This window comes from Nocardia cyriacigeorgica GUH-2 (assembly GCF_000284035.1).
Taxonomy (GTDB): Bacteria; Actinomycetota; Actinomycetes; order Mycobacteriales; family Mycobacteriaceae; genus Nocardia; species Nocardia cyriacigeorgica_B.
On the sequence record NC_016887.1, the window covers coordinates 4186778 to 4205861 of the forward strand.

Annotated in this window: 16 protein-coding genes; 5 read left to right on the forward strand and 11 right to left on the reverse strand. The window is 69.8% G+C overall.

The genetic code is table 11. The annotated features are described in order from the left end of the window. Nucleotides 1-7 precede the first annotated feature (7 nt). A complete protein-coding gene (locus tag NOCYR_RS18965) occupies nucleotides 8-1138 on the reverse strand; it encodes a phosphotransferase family protein (RefSeq protein ID WP_014352019.1) in 1131 nt (376 codons plus the stop codon). 289 nt (nucleotides 1139-1427) lie between these two features. Between NOCYR_RS18965 and NOCYR_RS18970 the strand changes: the two genes are divergently transcribed. Together NOCYR_RS18970 and NOCYR_RS18975 are read left to right on the forward strand one after the other, a co-directional pair. Further along, nucleotides 1428-2789: a hypothetical protein gene (locus NOCYR_RS18970; protein ID WP_014352020.1), complete on the forward strand. Its 1362-nt coding sequence runs from the start codon at nucleotides 1428-1430 to the stop codon at nucleotides 2787-2789. Nucleotides 2790-2913: 124 nt separating this feature from the next. Beyond that, entirely contained in the window at nucleotides 2914-4290 is a 1377-nt protein-coding gene (locus NOCYR_RS18975) for a hypothetical protein (protein WP_014352021.1), read from the forward strand. A gap of 17 nt (nucleotides 4291-4307) precedes the next feature. Here the strand turns inward: NOCYR_RS18975 and NOCYR_RS31025 are convergent, their stop codons facing one another. From NOCYR_RS31025 to mqo, 6 genes are all read right to left on the reverse strand, one after another. After that, nucleotides 4308-5033: a cobalamin biosynthesis protein gene (locus NOCYR_RS31025; RefSeq protein ID WP_419538270.1), complete on the reverse strand. Its 726-nt coding sequence runs from the start codon at nucleotides 5031-5033 to the stop codon at nucleotides 4308-4310. After that, complete coding sequence (locus tag NOCYR_RS18985) at nucleotides 5011-6564, reverse strand: cobyrinate a,c-diamide synthase (protein ID WP_048833525.1); 1554 nt, start codon at nucleotides 6562-6564, stop codon at nucleotides 5011-5013. The genes NOCYR_RS31025 and NOCYR_RS18985 overlap by 23 nt, the downstream gene beginning before the upstream one ends. 190 nt (nucleotides 6565-6754) lie before the next feature. Beyond that, a complete protein-coding gene (gene cobO, locus NOCYR_RS18990) occupies nucleotides 6755-7369 on the reverse strand; it encodes a cob(I)yrinic acid a,c-diamide adenosyltransferase (RefSeq protein WP_014352023.1) in 615 nt (204 codons plus the stop codon). Between the two features lie 48 nt (nucleotides 7370-7417). Beyond that, complete coding sequence (locus NOCYR_RS18995) at nucleotides 7418-9346, reverse strand: magnesium chelatase subunit D family protein (protein ID WP_048834298.1); 1929 nt, start codon at nucleotides 9344-9346, stop codon at nucleotides 7418-7420. A 390-nt stretch (nucleotides 9347-9736) separates the two neighbouring features. Continuing rightward, on the reverse strand, nucleotides 9737-10186 hold the full coding sequence (locus NOCYR_RS19000; RefSeq protein ID WP_014352025.1) for a GNAT family N-acetyltransferase: 450 nt from the start codon (nucleotides 10184-10186) through the stop codon (nucleotides 9737-9739). 18 nt (nucleotides 10187-10204) lie between these two features. Next, entirely contained in the window at nucleotides 10205-11728 is a 1524-nt protein-coding gene (gene mqo / locus NOCYR_RS19005) for a malate dehydrogenase (quinone) (protein ID WP_014352026.1), read from the reverse strand. Nucleotides 11729-12014: 286 nt separating this feature from the next. Here mqo and NOCYR_RS19010 point away from each other — a divergent pair, with 286 nt between their 5' ends. Beyond that, nucleotides 12015-13082 (forward strand): alpha/beta hydrolase, encoded by a 1068-nt coding sequence (locus NOCYR_RS19010; RefSeq protein WP_048834299.1) that lies wholly within the window; start codon nucleotides 12015-12017, stop codon nucleotides 13080-13082. Here NOCYR_RS19010 and NOCYR_RS19015 read toward each other — a convergent pair. From NOCYR_RS19015 to NOCYR_RS19030, 4 genes are all read right to left on the reverse strand, one after another. Continuing rightward, nucleotides 13062-13625, reverse strand: a complete 564-nt coding sequence (locus NOCYR_RS19015; RefSeq protein ID WP_048833526.1) for a hypothetical protein — start codon at nucleotides 13623-13625, stop codon at nucleotides 13062-13064. The genes NOCYR_RS19010 and NOCYR_RS19015 overlap by 21 nt on opposite strands. 105 nt (nucleotides 13626-13730) lie before the next feature. Further along, nucleotides 13731-15392, reverse strand: a complete 1662-nt coding sequence (locus NOCYR_RS19020) for a cobyric acid synthase (protein WP_014352029.1) — start codon at nucleotides 15390-15392, stop codon at nucleotides 13731-13733. Between the two features lie 88 nt (nucleotides 15393-15480). Beyond that, nucleotides 15481-16344, reverse strand: coding sequence for a type I methionyl aminopeptidase (gene map / locus NOCYR_RS19025; protein WP_014352030.1), 864 nt, complete (start codon nucleotides 16342-16344; stop codon nucleotides 15481-15483). A 63-nt stretch (nucleotides 16345-16407) separates the two neighbouring features. Beyond that, complete coding sequence (locus NOCYR_RS19030) at nucleotides 16408-17109, reverse strand: GntR family transcriptional regulator (RefSeq protein WP_014352031.1); 702 nt, start codon at nucleotides 17107-17109, stop codon at nucleotides 16408-16410. 156 nt (nucleotides 17110-17265) lie between these two features. On the opposite strand from NOCYR_RS19030, the gene NOCYR_RS19035 reads away from it, so the two are divergent. Both NOCYR_RS19035 and NOCYR_RS19040 read left to right on the forward strand, forming a co-directional pair. Further along, the gene (locus tag NOCYR_RS19035; RefSeq protein WP_014352032.1) at nucleotides 17266-18393 is read left to right on the forward strand and encodes a TIGR03364 family FAD-dependent oxidoreductase; all 1128 of its coding nucleotides are present in this window, start codon (nucleotides 17266-17268) and stop codon (nucleotides 18391-18393) included. Between the two features lie 8 nt (nucleotides 18394-18401). After that, complete coding sequence (locus tag NOCYR_RS19040) at nucleotides 18402-19082, forward strand: phosphonatase-like hydrolase (RefSeq protein ID WP_014352033.1); 681 nt, start codon at nucleotides 18402-18404, stop codon at nucleotides 19080-19082. The last annotated feature ends 2 nt before the right edge of the window (nucleotides 19083-19084 follow it).

Here is a 19084-nt window from a genome sequence, read left to right on the forward strand (position 1 = left end):
GTGTCGCTCAATCCCATTCGTAGGTTCCGTCGAGCAGAGCTTCCAGGCTCGCCCGGTGCATCACGTAGTCGTCGCGGTCGTCGGTATCGGTGTCCTCGCCGAAATGGATCATCCGGCGCTTGATCCGGGCCATCACGATGGCGTGCCGCAGCGCGGTGTAGACCAGGTAGAAGTCGAGATCGCGCACGGTATGACCGCTGGCCGCTTCGTATTTCGCGACGACGTCGCTGCGGCGCAGGAAATTCGGCAGGCCGGGCTGGTCGAAGCGGGTGGCGATGTCCTGGAAGAAGCGGTGCAGGAAGATGATCCAGGCGACGTCGAGTTCGCGCGGGCCGATGGCCGCCATCTCCCAGTCCAGCACCGCCGCCGGTTCGAAACCGCGGTAGATGATATTGCCGGGACGGGCATCGCCCCAGGTCAGCACGTCGGGGCCGGGATCGGCGGGCCAGTGCGCCTCGAGCCAGTCGAAGCCGCGCTCGATGATCGGGATGCGGTAGCCGTCATCGGCGAGGGCCCAGCGGTACCAGGCGCGCTGGGCGTCGACGTGGCGGCGCAGGGCGTCACCGGGCCCGGCCAGCATCGGGAACCGCCGGACCGGATCGGGGATGGCGTGCACTTTCGCGATCACTTCGATCGTGGCGTCGGTCAAGCGCGACCGCTCCTCATCGGTGGCGTCGAAGAGCCAGCCCACGAAGACGTAGGGCGGGTTGTCGGTCGGCACCCGTCCCTCGACGCGGTCCATCACGAAGAACGGGGTGCCGAGCACGCCGGGGTCGTTCTCCAGCCAGCGCAGCCGCGGCACCGGCAGATCGGTCGCCTCCGCGACACCGGCCATCACCTGGTATTGCGTTGCCAGGTCATAAGTTTCGAACACCGGGAACGATTCGTCCTCCGGCGCCATCCGGGCCACGAAGGAGCCGCCGTCGCGCTGGCCGTCCACCGTCCATTCGGCGTCGAACAGCACCGTCGAACTCGACATGCCGCCCGCCTGCGGCCGGGACAGGCCGGAGATCGCCAGCGTGGCGTCGGCGCCGACACGTTCGCCGAGCCAGCGCGACAGGTCGGCGGTGAAGGAGTCGAGATCGCGATCGCTGGTGGTCAGCCGACGTTGTTCGGTGGGTGCGGGATCGTCGGCCATCATCGTCCTCCTGATGCCGTACAGCCGGGCGGGTGCAGCGGCATCGCCCGGCGTCATGCCGTGGTTGCGGAAACTGTAACGCGTTTCAAGTTTGCCATCGGGGAAAGCGGGAAATAGGTGCGCTCCCACCCATCAGACCACCGGCATACGCCGAAAGGATGATGCTGGATACATCCCATGAATGACCGGAAATGGGGGTTTCACTCCGGGTTTATCCGGTGGTGAATGGAGTCGCGTTGTCGATAGGTTCGGTTCACGCACATCGGATCGGCACAGTGAGGGGCTGCCAGTGGTCGGGGTCGAAGTTCTCGAGCGGCGCGATGACGAGGCTCCCACCGAGCCGGCCGAGCCGCGCCCGTGGCATCCGCTGACGCGCATCGCGTTCCGGTTCTGTTTCGTCTACTTCGGGTTGTTCTGCCTGCTGTTCGCGCAGATCCTGTTCGCCTTCACCGGCCTCGCCGGCCAGTGGCTGCCGGAGCGCGCGATCCTGTGGCAAATGCATCTGCTGTCGCCGGTGTACGAGTGGGTCGGCCGGACGGGGTTCGGGGTCGACGCGGTTTTGCACGAGGATTCGGGTAGCGGCGATCAGGCCGTCATCTGGGTGATGATCTTCTGCATCCTGGTCGTCGCGGTGGTGGCGACCCTGCTGTGGTCGCTGCTCGACCGGCGCCGCACCGGCTACCCCCGGCTGAGTGCGTGGTTCTTCACCTTCATCCGGCTGTGCCTGGCCGGTCAGATGCTGTTCTACGGCATCGCCAAGGCCATTCCGACGCAGATGCCCGAGCCGCCGCTGACGGCGCTGCTGCGACCGTACGGCGATTTCAGCATCACCTCGGTGCTGTGGTTGCAGGTCGGGTCGTCGCCCGCGTATCAGGTGGCGCTCGGGATCGCCGAGATGCTGGCGGGTCTATTGCTGTTCTGGCCGCGCACCGCCACCGTCGGCGCGATGCTGAGCGTGGTGAGCATGGCACAGGTGTTCGTGCTGAACATGACCTTCGACGTGCCGGTCAAGATCCTGTCGTTGCATCTGCTGCTGCTGTCGCTGGTGCTGCTGGCCCCGCAGGCGCGGCGGCTGGCCGACATCTTGATCTTGGAGCGCCCTTCGGAGCCGGCGACGCAGCCGCGGCTGTTCGACAGCGTCAAGGCCAATCGGATCGCCGCCCTGGTGCAGGTGCTGATCGGAGTCTGGATGCTGGTCGGGGTGGTGGATCTGGGCTGGCGGGCATGGGACGAGGTCGGCGGTGGCCGCGAGAAATCGCCGCTGTACGGCATCTGGACCGTCAGCGAGTTCACCACCGCGGGCCAACCGGTGCCGCCGTTGCTGACCGATGAGAACCGCTGGCAGCGCGCGGTGTTCGAGGATCCGGGCGTGATGTTCATCCAAGGCATGGACGGCGAATTGACGCCGGTGTCGGCCACCATCGACACCGAAGCGCACACCCTCACACTCACCGCGCCGGCCGCGCCGGACACACCGCCCGCGCCGATCGCCAGGTTCACTCTCGAACAGCCGACGCCCGAGCAGCTGCGCTTGACCGGCGAACTGAACGGCACACCCACCAGCATCGTGCTGGATCAGATGGACCTGGAAGCTTTCCCGTTGCGGGGCGCCGGTTTCCGCTGGGTCCAGGATTACCCCGACTTCCGCTGACACCCCCGAAAACCTGTGCACCCAGCGATGGGGGCACAGGTTTTCCCGGACGCGGCGCACCCCCGAGCTGACATAGCGTGCCAGGGCAAGCTCATGTGCCGTGCGGAATCGGGAAAGGTGAACAGTGGCAACCCTGGTCGAGTCGCAGGCGCCGGTGCGGGACCAGGGTGACAGCCCCTCCGCCGGGCCGCTGCCCTGGCATCCTGCGACCCGCGTGCTGTTCCGGTTCGCCTTCGTCTACCTCGGGATCGGTACCGCGGCGCAGTGGTTGCTCGCGCAACTGCTGCGTTCGGTGGGCGTGCCGGAGACCGCGGTACTCAGCGTCAGCCGGTGGTGGGCGCTGCCACCGCTGACCGATTGGTTCGCCACCAACCTGTTCGGAATCGAGGAACCGCTCGGATACGCGCCGACCGGTAGCGGCGACACGGTCACGCTCTGGGTGGCGGCGTTCAGCTGGGTGGCCGTGGCGGCGGTGGCGGCCGCGATCTGGACTGTGCTCGATCGGCCGCGCACCGACTATCGCCGGCTGCACAGCTGGTCGCGGGTGTTGCTGCGGTTCGCGCTGGCGGGTGCGTTGATGTTGTACGGGATGGTCAAGGTGATGCCATCGCAGATGACCTTCGCGCTGCACCGGCTGATCGAACCGTTCGGCGATATGACCCCGATGGGTGTGCTGTGGTCGCAGACCGCCGCCTCCGAACCCTATGAGATCGCCCTCGGCTGCGCGGAGATCGGCGCCGGGCTGCTGCTGATCCTGCCCGCCACCGTCACCGCGGGCGCGCTGCTGTCGACGGTGGCGATGGCGCAGGTCTTCCTGCTCAACATGACCTTCGACGTCCCGGTGAAGCTGTTCAGCTTCCACATGCTGCTGCTGTCGCTGGCCCTGCTCGCCCCGGACGGCCGCCGCCTGGCCACCGTGCTGTTCTCCGGCCGGGCCGCCGCGCCGTCCAGCGCTGCCCCGCTGTTTCGCACCGCGCGGGCGAACCGCTTCTCGCTGGTCGCCCAGGTGCTGCTGGGCCTGTGGCTGCTGGTGACGACCGCGCTCGAGGGCTGGGACGCCTGGCACACCTACGGCGCCGCCCGGCCGCGCTCGCCGCTGTACGGGATCTGGACGGTGACCGAGTACTCCGTCGCCGGACAACAGGTGCCGCCGCTGCTGGCCGAGCCGAATCCGTTCGCCGACCCGACCGCGGCCCGTCCGCGCCGCATTGTCTTCGACACCGTCGACGGCCTCCACCTGCAAGGCCTGGACGACAGGCTCACCTGGGTGGCCGCCACCGTGGACCCGGGCCGGCGCACCATCACCCTGTTCCGCGACCCGGCCGGCCAGTGGCAGCTCGGCAAGTTCACCTACGAGCAACCGGCACCGGATCGCCTGATCCTCGACGGCACCTTGGGAATTCGGCAGGTGCGTATGGTGCTGGACGAGATTCCGCTCGAGCGATTCGCACTGATCGAGCGCGGATTCCATTGGACCCAGCAGGCGCCGCATCTGGAGTAGGAGCTGATGCAGTGCGGTCAACGGTGAGCGGCGGCAGCGATCACTACCCCGTCGACAACGCGGCGGCTGAACACCAGCGCCCCGGTTCCTGCCAGCAGCGCCGCCGCCTCGGCCACACCCGGGACGCCCAGCGCACTCATCGCATGTCCAGACGGATTCGGCACCGGCACAGCGGCAAGCTCTGCGGCCGTGAACGACGAGATGGGGACACCGAATTGGGCGGCTGCCGCTCGAAGCCCGGGCTCGGCCGCCCGCCGGTCGACGGTGGCGAGGCAGGCGATCGGCTGCTCACCGAGCATGGTTCGCACCGCGGCGACGATCCGCTCAGCCGATGTTCCCGGACGCAGCCCCAGACCGACCGCCAGCTCGACTCGCCTCCCGGGCGCACTGTCGCTGCTGCTCGCCCCGGGCAGTCGCGTTGGCTCGAGCGAACTCGGTGGGACCGATTCGTCGCCGATAGCGCTATTCGGCCGGGGTGCCGGCCCGTGTGCATGAGAACTCGACGCCGGCCGCTCATCGTCCCGGCTGCGCGGTTCACGAGACGGAATCGGCATAGGCGGACTCGGCGGTCTGCCGCCCGCCCGGCATCTCGGAGCGCCAGACGGGCTCTGCACCGGCTCGGTCTGCGGCGCCATCGACCAGTGGCCGACCGCTCTCCGTGGCTCGGGTGCCGGCAACCGCGCCGGCGGATGCGGCGGCACAAACCGGCCGCCGACCTCGTTATCCGGATCGTGTGGCGGCATCGGTGTGGGCGAATTCGGCCGCGGCGGTGACGAATCGGCGGACCGAGTCTGGATTCCCGGCCGGGTGGGTGTGCAGGTAGGAGGCGTGGACCTGGTTCACGATGGCGCCTTCGCGGATGCGGGCGCCTGCGGAGTGCCAGCCCCAGGCGGGGTCGTCGGTGCCGGTGCTGGTCAGGCGGGTGCGGTGGAATTCGTGGCCGTGGACGCGTTCACCTGCCCGCCACAGCGGGGAGTCGGACAGGGCGACGGCGTCGCGGTAGCCGAGGGTCAGGCGGGGGCCGAATTCGGCGGTGGCGTCGAGGACTCCGGCCATCGCGTGACCGTCGAGCGAGCGGGTGAGGTACAGCAGGCCCGCGCATTCGGCGTGGATCGGCAGGCCGCGACGGGCCGCTGACGCCACCGCGTCGAGCAGTCGGGTGTTGGCGGCGAGGTCGGCCGCATGTTCTTCCGGGAACCCGCCGGGCAACACCAGCCCCGCTGTCCCCGTCGGAAGTTCGTCGTGCAGCGGGTCGAACACCTCGACGCGCGCACCCGCCGCGACGAGCAGCTCCCGGTGCTCGGCGTATCCGAACGTGAACGCCGCTCCACCGGCCATCGCGATGACCGGACTCGCGCCGGTTGTCGCCCCCGGCCGATCCTCGGCGGCCGTCGGCCGACCAGCACCAGTCGTCGCGACCAGCGGGCGTTCTTCGCTGGGCGAGCCGGCCGTGGTGGCTCCGGCTCTCCTGTCGGGCTCGTTCACACGGGTGCCGTGGGGCGCGCGGCTGAACTCGCGTGTCACCCCGGCGGACAGCGCCGCTTCCGGGCTCCAAGCCGGTCCCGTCACGGAGGACGCCGCGAGCGCGGCAATGGCACGCAGATCGACATGGGCCGCGACGAGATCGGTCATGGCGGCCACCGCGGCGGTCGCGGCGGCCCCGTGCTCGACGGCCGGGATCAGCCCGAGATGGCGGGACGGGACTTCGAGTTCGGCCATGCGCGGCAGCGAGCCAAGCACGGGCAGTCCCACGCGGTCGCAGGCCGCACGCAGGACCTGCTCGTGGCGTTCGCTGCCGACACGATTGAGGATCACCCCGCCGAGACGGATGGAGCTGTCGTAGGTGGCGAAGCCGTGCAGCAGCGCGGCCAGGCTCTGGCTGTGGCCCCGGGCGTCGACCACCAGCACCACGGGGGCGCCGAGCATCGCGGCCACCTGCGCTGTGGAGCCTTCAGCGACGGGGCTGACGTCATCGGCGTCGATGCGACCGTCGAACAGGCCCATCACACCCTCGACCACCGCCAGATCACAACCGGCCGACCCGTGCCGATACAGCGGCACCACCTGTTCGGCGCCGCACAGCACCGGATCCAGATTGCGCCCCGGCCGTCCCGCCGCCAGCCCGTGGTACCCCGGGTCGATGTAATCGGGGCCCACTTTGAACGGCGCCACCCGATGCCCGGCCCGCCGCAGCGCACCGACCAGCCCTGTCGCCACGGTCGTCTTTCCGCTGCCCGACGCGGGCGCGGCGATCACAACAGCCGGAGTGCTCACCGCACCCCCCGAGAGGTGGTGGCGAACTCGGCCCCAACGAGTTTCCTGCGCGCCCTTGGACCGCCGACACCGGCCGGACCGTGGACCGATGGCCCAGTTCCGCAACCAGCAGCCCCCGCAGCGGGAGCCTGATACCGGCACGAAGACCGCATCGGCTCTGGTTCCCGGGGCCGAGTCGGCCGCGGCCCGATCACCATTCGATCCCGCGCTGGCCCTTGCGCCCGGCGTCCATCGGGTGCTTGATCTTCGTCATCTCCGTCACCAGGTCGGCCGCCTCGATCAGGGCGGCGGGGGCGTCGCGGCCGGTGATGACGACGTGCTGGTTGCCGGGGCGGTTGCGCAAGGTCTCGACGACTTCGTCCACGTCCACCCAGCCCCATTTCAGCGGATAGGTGAACTCGTCCAGCACATAGAAGCGATGCTGTTCGGCGCCGAGACGCCGGGCGATTTCGCGCCAGCCGGCCAGTGCGGCGGCGGCGTGGTCTTCTTCGGTGCCGTGCTTGCGGGTCCAGGACCAGCCCTCGCCCATCTTGTGCCACTCCACCGCCCCGCCGGCGCCGGTCTCCTCGTGCAGCCGGCCGAGGGTCCGGAAGGCCGCCTCCTCGCCGACCTTCCATTTGGCGCTCTTCACGAACTGGAACACCGCCACGTCGAAGCCCTGATTCCAGGCCCGCAATGCCATCCCGAACGCAGCGGTCGACTTGCCCTTACCGGGACCGGTGTGCACCGCCAGCACCGGCTGGTTCCGGCGCTGACGCGTGGTCAGACCGTCGTCCGGCACCGTCTCCGGCACTCCCTTGGGCATCGAATCTCCTCACTGATCACTATGTTTCGCGCCCCGCCTGACGACGACTCACGCCGCCCGGGTAGACCCCGAACCCCACGCCGACTCGCGCACCACACCGGCCACCGCGTCCCCGGTCAGCTCACCCAGCCGCACACACTCACCACGCAGTTCCCGTGCCAGCTCGGCGGCGAGCCCCAGCCGGATCATGCCGCGTTCACAGTCGACGACCATCGCCGTCACCGCCTCCGCCGCGAGCAACCGCGCCGCGGCGCGGGCGCGGATCACCGGGTCGGTGCCGCCGGTGGCGCGACCGTCGGTGAGCAGCACCAGCATCGGGCGACGGCGCGGATCGCGAACCCGCTCCCGAAGCACCACCTCGCGCGCCTTCAGCAGGCCGGTGGCGAGCGGGGTCTTCCCCCCGGTCCGCATTCCGGCCAGCCGCCGCACCGCGATATCGACCGATGACGTCGGCGGCAGCACCAGCTCCGCCTCGGCGCCGCGCACGGTGATCACCGCGACCTTGTCCCGCCGCTGATACGCATCGCGCAGCAGCGCGACCACCGCGCCGGTGACCGCCGAGAGCCGATCGCGTGCCGCCATGGACCCGGAGGCATCGACCACGAAGACCACCAGATTGCCTTCGCGCCCTTCGCGATAGGCGCCCCGCAGATCCTCCGACGCCAATTTCAGCGGCCCGCTCGCCCGGCCGCGCGCATGCTGATGCGGCGCGGCGGCGAATACGGTACCGAGCAGATGCAGCCCACCGGTGGTGTCGGTATCCGGACGGACCATGCGGCCCTGCCTGGTCTGTGCGCGCGAGCGACGTCCCGGGGCACCTTCGCCGACGCCGGGCACCTCCCAGCGCGGTGGTTTCGCGGACGTCGTCGCCGGGGTGCCGGTGCGGCTTTCCTTCGCCTGCCCACCCTCGCGGCCGTTCGGCGAATCCTGGCCGCCGCCAGAGGGATCCGGCGGACCATCGGGATCGTCGTCGGGTCCGTCGGCCGGATCGGAATCGGGAGCATGGTCGGCGGAACCGTCGTTGCCGGCCTCGGGTTCGGGTGAAGGGTCCGGCGTCCGATCGGCTTCTTCGGCCGCCTCACGCATGGCCTCGTCGAGCTGGTCCTCGCTGATCCCCGGCTCGTCGAACGGGTCACGCCGACGCCGGTGCGGCAGCGCGAGTTCGGCAGCGACCCGCACATCGTCCTCGGTGACGGTCTCGCTGCCGCGCCAGGCGGCGTGCGCGGTGGCGGTGCGCGCGACCACCAGGTCCGCGCGCATCCCGTCCACGTCGAAGGCCGCGCACAGCGCCGCGATCCGGCGCAGCTCCACATCGTCGAGCGCGACCTCGGGCAGCCGGTCCCGGGCGGTGAGAATGCGTTCGGCGACCTCGCGGTCGGCGGCGGCGTAGCGGGCGGCGAAGCCGGACGGGTCGGCCTCGTAGTCCAGGCGCCGGCGCACCACGGCCATCCGCACGTCGACGTCGCGGGAAGCGGCCACGTCGACGGTGAGGCCGAAGCGGTCCAGCAGCTGCGGCCGCAGTTCGCCCTCTTCCGGGTTCATGGTGCCGACCAGCACGAAGCGCGCCGGATGCGAATGCGAGACGCCGTCGCGTTCGATATGCACGCGCCCCATGGCGGCGGCGTCGAGCAGTACGTCCACCAGGTGGTCGTGCAGCAGGTTCACCTCGTCGACGTAGAGCACGCCGTGATGGGCGGCCGCCAGCAGGCCGGGGCGGAAGGCCTGCTCACCGTCGCGCAGCACACGCTCCAGATCGAGGGAGCCGACCACCCGGTCCTCGGTGGCGCCAACCGGCAGTTCCACCAGCCGGGCCGGGCGCGCGCCGGTCTCATCCACGACCGGCGGCAGCAGCTGCGCCAGCGCGCGCACCACCGTCGATTTGGCGGTGCCCTTCTCCCCGCGCACCAGCACCCCGCCGATACCGGGGTGCACCGCGCACAGGATCAGCGCCAGTTGCAGCCGCTCCTGCCCGACCACCGCGGAGAACGGGAAGCCGGACTCGTCACCGGCACCGGTCCCGCCCGGCGAGCGAGGTGCGGACGACTCTGCGGTTTCGACATGCGACACGGACACACATCGACTCTAAGCGGATCGGCCCGGCGGCCCGACGCCGACCTCCGGGCCGCCAGCACCTCCGGACGCGCTCCCGGTCGCGGGACAGCTGGCCACCTCGGGTTCGACTACCCGCCGGCGCGGCATGCCAGCGGCGGAGCAAGACCCCGCCGCTGACACCGAGCCTCGGCGGCACGCGCTGCCGGTAGCCGACCCACCGGCCTCGGAGACCCACGCCAGCATGTGCCCGGCGATCCGGGACCCGGCCGAGCCCGAGCCGGAATCAACTGGATCCGGCCGATACGAACCGCGCGCCTACCCCTTGCGCATCGGCACGTGCGGCACCCCGTCCTCGACGAACTCTTCACCGTCGACCTCGAACCCGTGCTTGCTGTACAGGTCGATCAGGTAGGTCTGCGCATTGATGCGTACGGTGTCCGAACCCACTTCGGCCAGCGCGGCCTGCAACAGCCGGGTGGTGTAGCCGTGCCCGCGGGCGGGGACCGCGGTGCACAGGCGTCCGATGCGGAAGGACTTCACGCCGTCGTGGTGCTCTTCGAGCAGCCGCAGGGTCGCGATGACCTCACCCTCGTCGTCGAGCCAGAAATGGCGCGTTTCCGGGAGCAGGTCGAGTCCGTCCAGCTCCGGGTACGCGCATTTCTGTTCTACGACAAACACTTCGACGCGAAGTTTCAACAGCTGGTACAGGGTGGCGGTATCGAGATCCTGCGCCCATGACCGTTTGAGAGCAACCGTTGACATCATCGCGTCTTGCTATCACACCTACGCCGTCGGCGCGACCCCCACGGTCCGCGGCGTGGCGGCGGAATCCAGTTGCAGGGCCTTGGTGGTCCAGTCCCAGACCTCCTGGAACAGCGCCTGGTTCTCCGACAGCTTCACCCCGAGCGAGGGCACCATTTCCTTCAGCTTCGGGGTCCAGTCGGCGTATTCGCGGGGGAAGCAGCGCTGGAGCACATCGAGCATGGCGGTGACGCAGGTCGAGGCGCCCGGCGAGGCACCGAGCAGACCGGCGATGGTGCCGTCCTGGGCCGCGATCACGGCGGTGCCGAGCTCGAGCACGCCGCCGATGCCCTTGCGGCGGATGATCTGCACACGCTGACCGGCGGTGATGATCTCCCAGTCGTTACCGTCGGCGCGGGGGATGAACTCCTCCATGGTGTAGACCTTGCCGGCCTCGGACTTGAGCAGCTCCGACACCAGGTACTTGACCAGGCCCATCTCGGTGACGCCGACGCCGAGCATGGGGGCGATATTGCCCGGGCGGATCGACTTGAACAGGTCGGTGTACTTACCGTCCTTGAGGAACATCGGGGTCCAGCCGGCGTACGGGCCGAACAGCAGGCCCGGCTTGCCGTTGATGACGCGGGTGTCCAGGTGCGGCACCGACATCGGCGGGGCACCGACGGCGGCCTTGCCATAGACCTTGGCGTCGTGGCGGGCGATCAGCTCGGGGTTGGTGCAGCGCAGGAACTGGCCGCTGACCGGGAAGCCGGCGAAGCCCTTGATCTCCTTGATGCCCGACTTCTGCAGCAGCGGCAGCGCGCCACCGCCGGCGCCGACGAAGACGAACTTCGACACCAGGGTGCGGACCTTGCCGGTGCGCAGGTTGCGGACCTTGACCCGCCAGGTGCCATCGGACTGCTTGCTGAGGTCGCGCACCTCGTGGCCGAAGGCGATATCGGCGCCGGTGGAGCCGATGTAGGCCAGCAGCTGCTTGGTCAGCGAGCCGAAGTCGATATCGGTGCCTGCGTCGGTCCAGTTCAGCGCGACCGGCTCGGAGAAATCGCGCCCGCGCGCCATCAGCGGCAGGCGGCGGGAGAACTCGTCGGGGCTGTCGATGAACTCCATGCCCGCGAACAGCGGATGCGGGGCCAGTGCCTCGTAGCGCTTGCGCAGGTACTGCACATCGTCGGCGCCGTGGGTGAAGCTGACGTGCGGGATCGGGTTGATGAACCGGGACGGATCGCCGAGCACACCGTTCTCCACGGCGTAGGCCCAGAACTGGCGCGAGACCTGGAAACGCTCGTTGATGTCGACGGCCTTGCTCACGTCGACCGAGCCGTCGGGCTTCTGCGGGCTGTAGTTGAGCTCACACAGGGCCGAGTGGCCGGTGCCGGCGTTGTTCCACGGGTCGCTGCTCTCGGCAGCGGCGGCGTCGAGGCGCTCGAACACCGAGATCGACCAGTCCGGCTGCAACTGACGAAGCAGCGCACCCAGGGTGGCGCTCATGATGCCGGCACCGATGAGTACTACATCGGTCTTTTCAGTCAGGGCAGCGTTCGGCACGGGTAGATCGACTTCCTTGTCCTTGTGCGCGGTCCCACCGGCTGCGGTGGCTCCGCCTGGGCACGGGCACTATGCGGTTGTAACGAAATCCCGTGTCGTCACCGACACGGGCGTCGGCGGGATGTAGGTTACCCGTCGTTCACCTACCGCCAATTGTGCACCTCACCACCGCGCAGACCAGCAACGAACCTGCCGAATGTGACAAAGATTCCTCCCGGCGCGTCGCTGCGCCCGTTCCGCGGACGGGCGTCTCGCCTGCGGCAGGGGTGTCGCTTAGATTGAGGTGGTGACTCACGAGACCTCGGTCGACTCCGCCACCACCACCCGGACCGCCGATTGGCAGCCCGACATCCTCGGCGCCGATTACGAGCAGCGCACGCTCGACTTCGGCGCCGATCCCGACGGTGAGGGCCGTGCGGTCGCCACCCTGGTGCGCCACGTGCCCGCCGGTGGCGATGCCGCGGCGAGCACCGAGAGCGCGGTGCTCTACGTGCACGGTTTCACCGACTACTTCTTCCAGCAGCACCTGGCCGAGCATTTCGCCGACCGCGGGCACCAGTTCTACGCCCTCGACCTGCGCAAATGCGGGCGCTCACTGCGCGAGGGGCAGACACCGCACTATGTGAGCGATCTGGCGCTCTACGACGCCGAACTGGACGAGGCGCTGCGCATCATCCGCGCCGAGACGGGCAAGGACGTGCTGCTGGTGGCGCACTCCACCGGTGGGCTGGTGCTGCCGCTGTGGCTGGACCGGTTGAACCGCACCCGCGGTACCGCCGCCGCGGGGATCACCGGGCTGGTGCTGAACAGTCCCTGGTTCGATCTGCAGGGCCCGTCCTACTACCGCACGGTGGGCACCCCGATCATTCACGCGCTCGGCCGGTTCCGCTCCCGCGACGAGCTGCCGCTGGCCAAGACCGACGCCTACGGCGCCAGCCTGCACCATACCGCCTCCGGCGAATGGGACTACAACCTCGACTGGAAGCCGCTGCACGGATTCCCGGTGCGCTTCGGCTGGCTGCGGGCCATCCGGCGCGGGCACGCGCAGCTGCACGCCGGGCTCGATATCGGGGTGCCGTCGCTGCTGCTGCGGTCGCGGCTGACGAAGTTCGCCCGCAAGTACGGTCCTGCCGTCGATGTGGCCGACGCCGTGCTCGATGTCCGACAGATCCAGCGCTGGGCCGGCTGCCTGGGTGATCGCACCTCGATCGTGCCGATCGACGGCGCGCGCCACGATGTGTTCCTGTCCTCGGCGCAGCCGCTGGCCAAGGCGTTCGAGGAGCTGGATGCCTGGCTGGACTGGCTGGCGAACTACCGGCGCTCGCTGGCCGGTTCACCAGAGGCTGGTGCGTAGCACGATCTCGGTGGCCAGTTCGTGGTCGGCCTCGAGGGCGACATTGTCGACGTCGAGGGCGACCACGCGGTATTCGCCGTAGACGTAGCGGCCGGAGGAATCGGCCACCGAGCGCGGCAGCGATTTGGTGACCAGCACGGTGGTGGGCAGTTCCACCGCCCGGCAGTCCGGATCGAGCACCGCGCCGTCGGCGTCGGGGACCGCGGGATGGCCGCGGTCGGCCACGACCAGGCTGATGAAACGGCCGAATCCAGTCGCACACACCTGCCAGGCCACGCTGGCACCTGCCCCGCGCCCGGCGACGTTCACCCAGGGCACGCCCAGCTCGTCGAGGATGGCGTAGACGCCGGTGGTGTCGAGCCGATCCACCGTCTCCACCGCGATGGTGCGCAGATCGGAATTGTGCAGGCGCGCGCAGACCCGGTCGAAGACCTCCGGCGGGTCCCCCGCATCCGGCAACAGCAAGACGCTGTGCTGAGTTTCCGGGCCGTCGACCCGTACCGTCCATTCCCGGTCGCCGACCGCAATCCGCCGAGACTTCATGCCGAACGACGCTACACCGCGGCCGCGAACCGTAGGGAGTTGTCGGCCGAAACCGCTGGTCCGGGCAAAATTCGGGATTCGAACGCGACGCGGGTACCCGTGCGTTCAGGGTATGAGGCGCACCGGGTCGACCTTGGTTGCCTCGACGGTCGGCAGGTCCGTCGGCGCGCCGGTCGCGATCAAGCCTTCGATCGCCGCGAGGTCGAGGTTGTTCTCGACGAGGTCGGCGAGCAGATCGAGCTGCGCGAGGCGCACGTCCGCGACCGAGGTGTCGGCCGCCACCCGGAATCCGGTGCGCCCGGCGCGGGTGGCGACCTCGGTGAGCCAGGCGCGGCGGAAGTCGTCGGATTCCATCAGTCCGTGCACGTGGGTGCCCCAGATCGCGTCGCGGACACTGCCTTCTGGTGGCGTCGGCCGCAGTCCGTCGGCGCCGGACCCGCCGTCGGCGGTGCTGGATTCCGATGTTCGCGCGTTGCTCGGCGCAGGCTCGCCGGGCTGCTCCGGCAGCGGCCCGCGACCCTGCTCCGGCAGCAGCCGCAGCCAGTGCTGTTCGCCGTTGCGCCGAACGCGCCCGTGATGGATTTCGTAGCCGTGCATCGCGATCCCGCCCGGCACCGACGTGCCGACTACCTGCCGCAGCACCTTCGGTTCGCCGAACTCGACCTCGAGATCGAGTAGCCCGAGCCCCTCGACCGTTCCGGCCCCCGACTCCACCTCGTCCACAATGCGCCTGCCGAGCATCTGATAGCCCCCGCAGATCCCCAGGATCGGCCCGCCCGTCGCGGCCCGGTCGCGCAGCGCATCGGCCAATCCGGTGCGGCGCAGCCAGCGCAGATCGTCGACGGTCGCTTTGCTGCCCGGCAGCACCACCAGATCGGCGCCGGTCAATCGCGACGGTTCGCTCACCCAGCGCACCGACACACCCGGTTCGCAGGCCAGGGCCTCCACATCGGTGGAGTTGGAGATGCGCGGCAACCGGATGGCGGCGACGGTCAGCCATTCGCTGCCGACGGGCGGGTGCGGGCGACCGACCGGGGCGTCGGCGACGGTGCCGAGTGAGTCCTCGGCGTCGATCCACAGCTGCTCGCTGTAGGGGATGACGCCGAGCGTCGGGCGGCCGGTGAGCGCGGTGAGCTGGTCGAGACCCGGCCGCAGCAGTTCGACGTCACCGCGGAACTTGTTGATCACGAACCCGCAGATCAGTTGCTGGTCTTCCGGTTCCAGGACGGCCAGCGTGCCGAACAGATGCGCCAGCACCCCACCGCGATCGATATCGCCGACCACCAGCACCGGTAACTCGGCCGCGCGAGCCAACCCCATATTCGCCAGATCGGTGGCGCGCAGGTTGATTTCGGCGGGCGACCCGGCGCCCTCGCAGATCACCACATCGAAATCGGCTCGTAGCGCGGCCAGTTCGTCGGCGACGACGCCGCGTAGCCACTGCCGATGCCGGAAATAGTCCCCCGCGCCCACCGTGTCGACGGCTCGCCCGCGCACCACCAGTTGCGAGCGCCGGTCACTGCCCGGTTTGAGCAGCACTGGATTGAACCGCACGCTCGGCTCGAGCCCGCAGGCCCGCGCTTGCAGGGCCTGCGCGCGCCCGATCTCGCCGCCGTCGAGGGTGACCACGGAGTTGTTGGACATGTTCTGCGCCTTGAACGGCGCCACCCGCACCCCGCGCCGGGCCAGCATCCGGCAGATACCGGCCACCAGCACGCTCTTGCCCGCATCGGAGGTCGTGCCCGCGACCAGCAGCGCGCCCTTCATGCGCGACCCGCGCACGCTCGGGCAGGGGTCTCCGCACGGACGGCCGAGCCGGATCCGCGCCCAGCGGGACGGGCACCGACCGCCGGACTCACGGCAACGTCAGGATTTCCGCGCCGGTCTCGGTGACGACGAGGGTGTGCTCGAACTGCGCGGTCCACTTGCGGTCCTTGGTGACCACGGTCCAGCCGTCGTCCCAGATCTCGTAGTCGATGCCGCCGAGGTTGATCATCGGCTCGATGGTGAAGGTCATGCCCGGCTCGATCACCGAATCCACCGCGGGCTGGTCGTAATGCAGGATCACCAGGCCGCTGTGGAAGGTGGGGCCCACGCCGTGACCGGTGAAATCGCGGACCACGCCGTAGCCGAAGCGGTTGGCGTAGGACTCGATGACGCGGCCGATGACGTTGAGCGCGCGCCCGGGCCGGACCGCCTTGATGGCGCGCATGGTGGCCTCTTCGGTGCGCTCCACCAGCAGCCGCACCTCCTCGTCGACATCGCCGGCGAGGTAGGTCTTATTGGTGTCGCCGTGCACGCCGTCGATGTAGGCGGTGACGTCGATATTGACGATGTCGCCGTCCTCGATGACGGTCGAGTCCGGGATGCCGTGGCAGATGACCTCGTTCAGCGAGGTGCAGCAGGACTTCGGGAAGCCCTTGTAGCCGAGGGTGGAGGGGTAGGCGCCGTGATCGCACAGGTACTCGTGCACGATCCGGTCCAGTTCGTCGGTGGTGACGCCGGGCGCGACGGCCTTACCGGCTTCTTCCAGCGCCCGCGCCGCGATCCGGCCGGCCACCCGCATCTTCTCGATCGTCTCCGGCGTTTGCACCCACGGCTCGTGGCCTTCGTTGACGGTCTTCTTCCACGCGTATTCCGGGCGCTCGATGGCGCGCGGAACCTCCCGGATCGGCGATTGCGTACCGGGAACTAGCGGCTGACGGGTGCGCACGGACATGGCAACAGACTAGCGGTGCCCACAGTGGGGCGCCCACGTCGCCGGGAGTTCGCCGGAGCACGGCTACCGGCTCAACCGGGCCTCGAACGCGATGCGATCACCGCGATACAGCGACCGCACCCGCTCGATGGGTTCACCCGCGTCGTCGACGCTGCGCCGGCTGAGCAGGATCAGCGGCAGCGCGGTGCTGCAGTCGAGCAGGGCCGCCTGGCGCGGGGAGGCGGGCACGGTTTCGATGCGCTCGGTGGCGGCGGCGAATTCCACTCCGGAGGCGCGGATGGCGGCGTACAGCGAGGTGGTCGGGTCGTAGCTGCCGCGCAGGCCGGAGAAGCGGTCCAGCGGCAGGTAGGTGCTCTCCAGGCCGATGCGTTCACCGTCGGCCAGCAGCACCCGTTCCAGGTGCATCACCGGGGTGCCGGGCTCGAGGCCGAGGTCGCGGGCGGTATCGGCGTCGGCGGGCACGTCCTCCCAGCCGACCACCAGCCGGCCGGGCACTCGTCCCAGGCTCAGTGCCGCCTCGGTATAGGACTGCAAGGCCAGCGGCTGCACCATCTTCGGCCGCGACACCACCGTGCCCCGCCCCTGCCGGCGAATGCGGCCCTCCACCAGCAGGTCGCGCAGGGCCTGGCGCACCGTCTCGCGGGCGACCTCGAACCGGGTGGCGAGTTCGCGTTCGGAGGGCACCGGATCGCCTTCGGTCAGGTCGTCGAGGATTCGCTCGATCTCGGTGCGTACCTGGTAGGCCTTGCCGACCACCTTCGGCATCGTCCCCGGAAAAGCCTTGGGCCACAGGGTTTGCGCCCCCGCCACATCCGTCGTGTCCATGCCCTCAGCGTACCCGCAATTGGTCTATACCAATTGTTAACCCAGCGTTCGCTCGTCCCACACCCATCGGTCTAGACCAATGTGCACGATGGGTTCATGCGATTGGTCATCATCGGCGGCGGCATCCTCGGCACCGCGCACGCCCTGGCCGCGATCGGCCGCGGTCACGAGGTCGTGCAGCTGGAGCGCGAACCCGAGGCTCGCGGCGCCACAGTACGCAACTTCGGCCTGGTCTGGGTATCCGGGCGCTCGGAAGCGGAGCTCGAGCTGACGCTGATGTCGCGGCAACTGTGGGAAGAGATCGGCGGCCGGGTCCCCGGCGTCGGATTCCGGCCCGCCGGGTCGCTGACCTTGGTCCGCACTTCCGCCGAACTCGCCGTGGCCGAGGCTGCCGCCGCGGGACCGACCGCCGAGCAGCGCGGTTTCGAGCTGCTCGAGCCCGAGCAGGTGCGCGCGCTCAATCCCGCGCTGCGCGGCAAGTTCCTTGCCGGACTGCATTGTTCGGCCGACGCCGCGGTGGAGTCGCGCCAGGCACTACCTGCGCTGCGCGCCTACATGGAAGCCTCGGGCCGCTACACCTTCCACGCATCCACCGAGGCGAGGACCGTCCAGAACACCGCCGGCGGCGCCATCGTGCGCGACGACCAGGGCCGCACCTTCGACGCCGATCTCGTGCTCGTCTGCGCCGGCGCCGCGCACACCGGCCTGACCCGGGATCTCGCCGGTGAGCTGCCGGTGCGCCGGGTGCGGCTGCAGATGATGCAGACCGCGCCGCTGGGCGAACCGCTCACCACCGCGATCGCCGACGGCGACAGCTTCCGCTACTACCCCGGTTTCGCCGGTCCCGAGGTCGAGGCGCTCGAACGCGAGCAGTCCCAGACCGCCACCGCCGCCGAGCACAAGATGCAGCTGCTGTGTGTGCAGCGCCTGCACGGCGGCCTGACCATCGGCGATACCCACGAATACACCGAACCGTTCCCCTTCGACGTGGACGAGGCGCCCTACGAGCACCTCACCGCCGTCACCGAGGAGCTGCTCGGCCGCAAGCTGCCGCCGATCGTGCGCCGCTGGGCCGGGGTGTACAGCCAGAGCGTCGACCCCGCCGCGATCGTCACCCGCGCCCGCGCCGACGAGCACATCTGGGTGGTGACCGGGCCCGGCGGGCGCGGCATGACCCTCGGACCCGCGCTCGGCGAAGCCACCGCCGACCTGCTGAACCTGTGAGGACCACGATGCCCGACACCACCATTCAGCTCGCCGTCCTCGATATGGCCGGCACCACCGTCGCCGACGGCGGACTTGTCCTGCGCGCCTTCGAGGAGGCCGCCACCGCCGCGGGCATCCCCGCCGACGGCCCCGATCGCGACCGCGCCCGCAGCTACGTGCTCGACACCATGGGGCAATCCAAGATCGCGGTCTTCCGTGCCCTGCTCGGCGACGAGGACAAAGCGCACGAGGCCAACCGTGCCTTCGAATCCGCCTACGACGCCCTGATCGCCGACTCCGATATCGCCCCGATTCCCGGTGCCGTCGAAGCCATCCGGTCCTTGCGCGGGGCCGGTGTCAAGGTCGCCCTCACCACCGGATTCAGCCGGACCACCCAGGACCGGCTGCTCGACGCGCTGGGCTGGCATGACCTGGCCGATCTGACGCTGGCGCCCTCGGACGCCGGTCGCGGCCGCCCCTACCCCGATCTAGTGCTCACCGCCCTGCTGCGGCTCGGCGCCGACGCCGTGGACCGGGTGGCCGTGCTCGGCGACACCACCAGCGATATCGCCACCGGCCTGGCCGCGGGCGCCCGGATCGTCGCGGGCACGCTCACCGGCGCCCATGACGCCGACGCCCTGCGCGCCGCAGGCGCCACCCACGTGGTGGCGTCGGTCGGTGAGTTCGCCGAGCTGATCCTGAACTGATC